At 62.2% G+C, this 3,189-nt stretch carries 4 protein-coding genes and 1 pseudogene; all 5 read left to right on the forward strand.

What is annotated here, in order from left to right; genetic code table 11:
* Positions 1-126 (forward strand): annotated as a pseudogene (locus tag ACFE0K_RS11045) (rod shape-determining protein); the annotation flags it as partial.
* Positions 127-132: 6 nt separating this feature from the next.
* On the forward strand, positions 133-987 hold the full coding sequence (gene mreC / locus ACFE0K_RS11050) for a rod shape-determining protein MreC (protein WP_434536118.1): 855 nt from the start codon (positions 133-135) through the stop codon (positions 985-987).
* On the forward strand, positions 977-1,468 hold the full coding sequence (gene mreD, locus ACFE0K_RS11055; protein ID WP_297767242.1) for a rod shape-determining protein MreD: 492 nt from the start codon (positions 977-979) through the stop codon (positions 1,466-1,468). The genes mreC and mreD overlap by 11 nt, the downstream gene beginning before the upstream one ends.
* Positions 1,469-1,600: 132 nt before the next feature.
* On the forward strand, positions 1,601-2,188 hold the full coding sequence (locus tag ACFE0K_RS11060; RefSeq protein WP_434536119.1) for a Maf family protein: 588 nt from the start codon (positions 1,601-1,603) through the stop codon (positions 2,186-2,188).
* Positions 2,189-2,190: 2 nt separating this feature from the next.
* Positions 2,191-3,189 (forward strand): YhdP family protein (locus ACFE0K_RS11065; RefSeq protein ID WP_434536120.1); only part of this gene is annotated, 999 nt, incomplete at its 3' end.

The raw sequence follows: 3,189 nt of genomic DNA on the forward strand, positions 1-3,189 counted from the left end.
ATCAGCGAAGAAACCGGTTTGCCGGTGATCGTTGCCGATGATCCGTTGACCTGTGTGGCCCGTGGTGGCGGCAAGGCGCTGGAGCTGATGGACAGCCAGGGTTTCGATATGCTGGCCATGGGGTAAGCGCCCATGGCTGCCCCGGCCAATCCTACCTACCGACTGCTGATTGCGCTCGTTCTGGCCATCATCATGATGGTGCTGGACCAGCGTACCCCCTGGGCTGCGCCCGTGCGGCATGTGCTCGGCTATCTCACCGCCCCTATCCATTATCTGGCCCACCTGCCGGTGGACTCCAGTGAGTGGTTGTCCGAGCAGACCCAGAGTCGCGCCTCCCTGATGGATGAAAACCGGCGCCTGCAGCGCCAGGCCCTGATTCTGGAACAGAAGGTTCAGCGTCTGGCGGTGCTGGAAGCGGAAAACGTGCGTCTACGTGAGTTGCTTAACTCCTCGGCGGATCTGGATGCCAATGTGCTGGTGGCCGAGATCATCGGCGTGGATCCGGATCCGAACCGCCAGGAGTTAGTGATCAACAAGGGCAGGGGTGATCAGGTGGCGCGTGGTCAGGCCGTGCTGGATGCCCAGGGGCTGATCGGTCAGGTGGTGGACGCGGGGCCGCTCAGCGCCCGGGTGCTTCTGGTCACCGATGCCAGTCACGCCATGAGCGTACAGGTGAATCGCAACGGTGTGCGTGCGGTCCTCGCTGGCACTGGTCAGTCCGATGGGCTCAAGCTGCTCTACGTGCCGGATACGGCGGACATCCGCGAGGGCGACCTGTTGGTGAGCACCGGTTTGGGCCAGCGTTATCCGCGCGGGTATCCAGTGGCCACGGTCACCACCGTGCGTCACCAGTCCGGTGCGCCTTTCGCGGAAATTACCGCTCGGCCCACCGCCCGGGTAGACCGGGCCAGCCATGTGCTGCTGGTGCAGCCCACGGATGAACCCCTGATTCCGGTACCCGACCCGGAGGCTGCCAATGATGCATGATCGTCCCGCCGGCACCGGTGTCATTATCGTTACCTTGCTGATCGCCGCGTTGCTGGAAGTGGTGCCGTTACCGGACAGCGTCAACTGGGTGCGCCCGGAGTGGATGCTGCTGGTGCTGGTTTACTGGGTGCTGGAATTGCCCAGCCGCATCGGTGTGCTGTGGGGCTTCTTTGTCGGCCTGTATCACGATGTGCTGGTGGGCACCACGCTGGGGCAATGGGGGCTGGCCTATGCGCTGGGCGCCTTTGTGATGCTGGCCGCCTACAAGCGCATGCGGGTATTCACCTCGCTGCAGCAGTGTGCCGTGGTCTTCCTGTTGGTGGGTACCGTCAGCCTGCTGGCCTTTCTGGTGCAGGAATCTGTGGGCCGTACCCTGTATCCGCCTTACACCATTCTCTATGCGTCCCTGACCAGCGCGGTGCTTTGGCGTCCGGTCTGTGCGCTATTGCGCTGGGTGCAGCTGCGTTTTCTAGTACGATAAACACCAATTAATAATTAATAGTGAATAATTAATAACGACGCGAATCTAGCATGGAAGCAAATAGACAGCTTTGAAGTCGCGCTCTGGTGACGTCAATTATTCATTATTAACTATTAATTATTAACTGATCCTATGATTCTTTACCTCGCCTCAGGTTCGCCACGTCGGGCAGAGCTGCTACGGCAGATCGCTGTCCCCTTTTCCGTGCTGCCCGCTCCGGATATTGATGAAACCCCGTTGCCGCAGGAGCTGCCCCTGGAGTATGTCTGTCGCATGGCCCGGGAGAAGGCCCAGGCCGGTGCGGTGGCAGCCCATGGCCAGCCGGTCGGCGCTGTGCTTGGCGCTGATACGGCGGTGGTACTGGGCGACAAGATACTGGGCAAGCCGGCGGATAAACAACAGGCGCTGGCCATGCTGAAGAGCCTCAACGGGGCCGAGCATCAGGTCATGTCTGCGCTGGCCTTGTTGCACCGGGGACAGCTGGAGGTGCGGTATTCCATCACCCGGGTACAGTTTCGTGACCTTGATGCGTCGCAGCTGCAGGCTTATGTGGATACGGGTGAGGGCGCTGACAAGGCCGGTGGCTATGGGATCCAGGGGCTGGGCGCAGCGCTGGTGGCCTCGGTGACGGGCAGTTACAGTGGGGTAGTCGGCCTGCCGCTGGAACAGATGGTGGCATTGCTGGATCAGGTCGGCATCCGTTATTGGCAAACCAACTGACTATGGCCTCGACCCGACCGAATCGCTGGCATCGACTTTATCCGTCCCTCTGGTGGCTGACGGTGGCCTTGCTGCTGCTGATGGCGGCCTATGTGGTGGTCGGCCGTCAGTTGATGCTGCTGGTGCCGGATTATCGCGAACGGCTGGAAGTCCTCTTTGAAGAACGTATCCAGACACCGCTGACCATTGCCGAGCTGGACGGCAAGATGTCCGGCCTGGTGCCCCAGTTTGTGGCCCGTCAGATCCGCCTGCCGGCCCCGGAAGGCGATACCGCTCTGGAGCTGGACGAAGTGGTGCTGGGCATCGACGTGTTCCGTTCTTTGTTGCACCGGGATCTGGTGCTCAAGGAGCTGCGCATTCATGGCGTGGAGCTGCATCTGGTGCGTGGCGAGGATGGCAGTATCCGTCTGCGTGGCCTGGAGGCGCTGGGTAGCAATGACCCGGAGCAGCGCCCGCCGCTGGAGCGTATCCTCACCCTGTTTTACCGCCAGCAGTTGCTGGTGATCAGCGATGCCCGTTTGTCCATGGAGTGGCCGGGGATGCCGCCACTGGCGGCCTCCGAGCTGGAAGCCACCCTGATCAATCGGGGCGATGAGCACCGGCTGGCGCTGAATCTGGAGGCCCGTGATCGGCCCCTGTCCCTGCAGGCGCGCATTCATCTGCATGGCGATGCGTTTTCCCTGGAAGAGGTGGAAGCGGATCTCTACGCCAGCCTCAAGGGCGAGCGCCTGCACGAGTGGCTGCCCGAGGAGCTGGGCTGGCCGGTGCAGGTGGCCGCCCTGGATGGCCGTTTGAAGGTGTGGTCAACCCTGAAACAGGGGCAGCCCCATGATGCCCGCATCAATCTGAATCTGCCTGCCCTGACCTTGCAGCAGAACGGTCAGGACTGGCCGATGACCGAACTGTCGGCGCGGCTGGCCCTAGTTCGGGACGGCGAGCGGGCGACCCTGTCCCTGACCAACCTGGCCGGTGATTCGCCGGCCGGCCCTCTCAGCCTGGGA

Source organism: Alcanivorax sp., from assembly GCF_051117345.1.
Classification (GTDB): domain Bacteria; phylum Pseudomonadota; class Gammaproteobacteria; order Pseudomonadales; family Alcanivoracaceae; genus Alcanivorax.

What these genes read in the sequence shown, in the direction of transcription:
- mreC (WP_434536118.1), top strand. Translation starts at nt 133, where the DNA reads ATGGCTGCCCCGGCCAATCCTACCTACCGACTGCTGATTGCGCTCGTT.
- mreD (WP_297767242.1), top strand. Translation starts at nt 977, where the DNA reads ATGATGCATGATCGTCCCGCCGGCACCGGTGTCATTATCGTTACCTTG.
- ACFE0K_RS11060 (WP_434536119.1), top strand. Translation starts at nt 1,601, where the DNA reads ATGATTCTTTACCTCGCCTCAGGTTCGCCACGTCGGGCAGAGCTGCTA.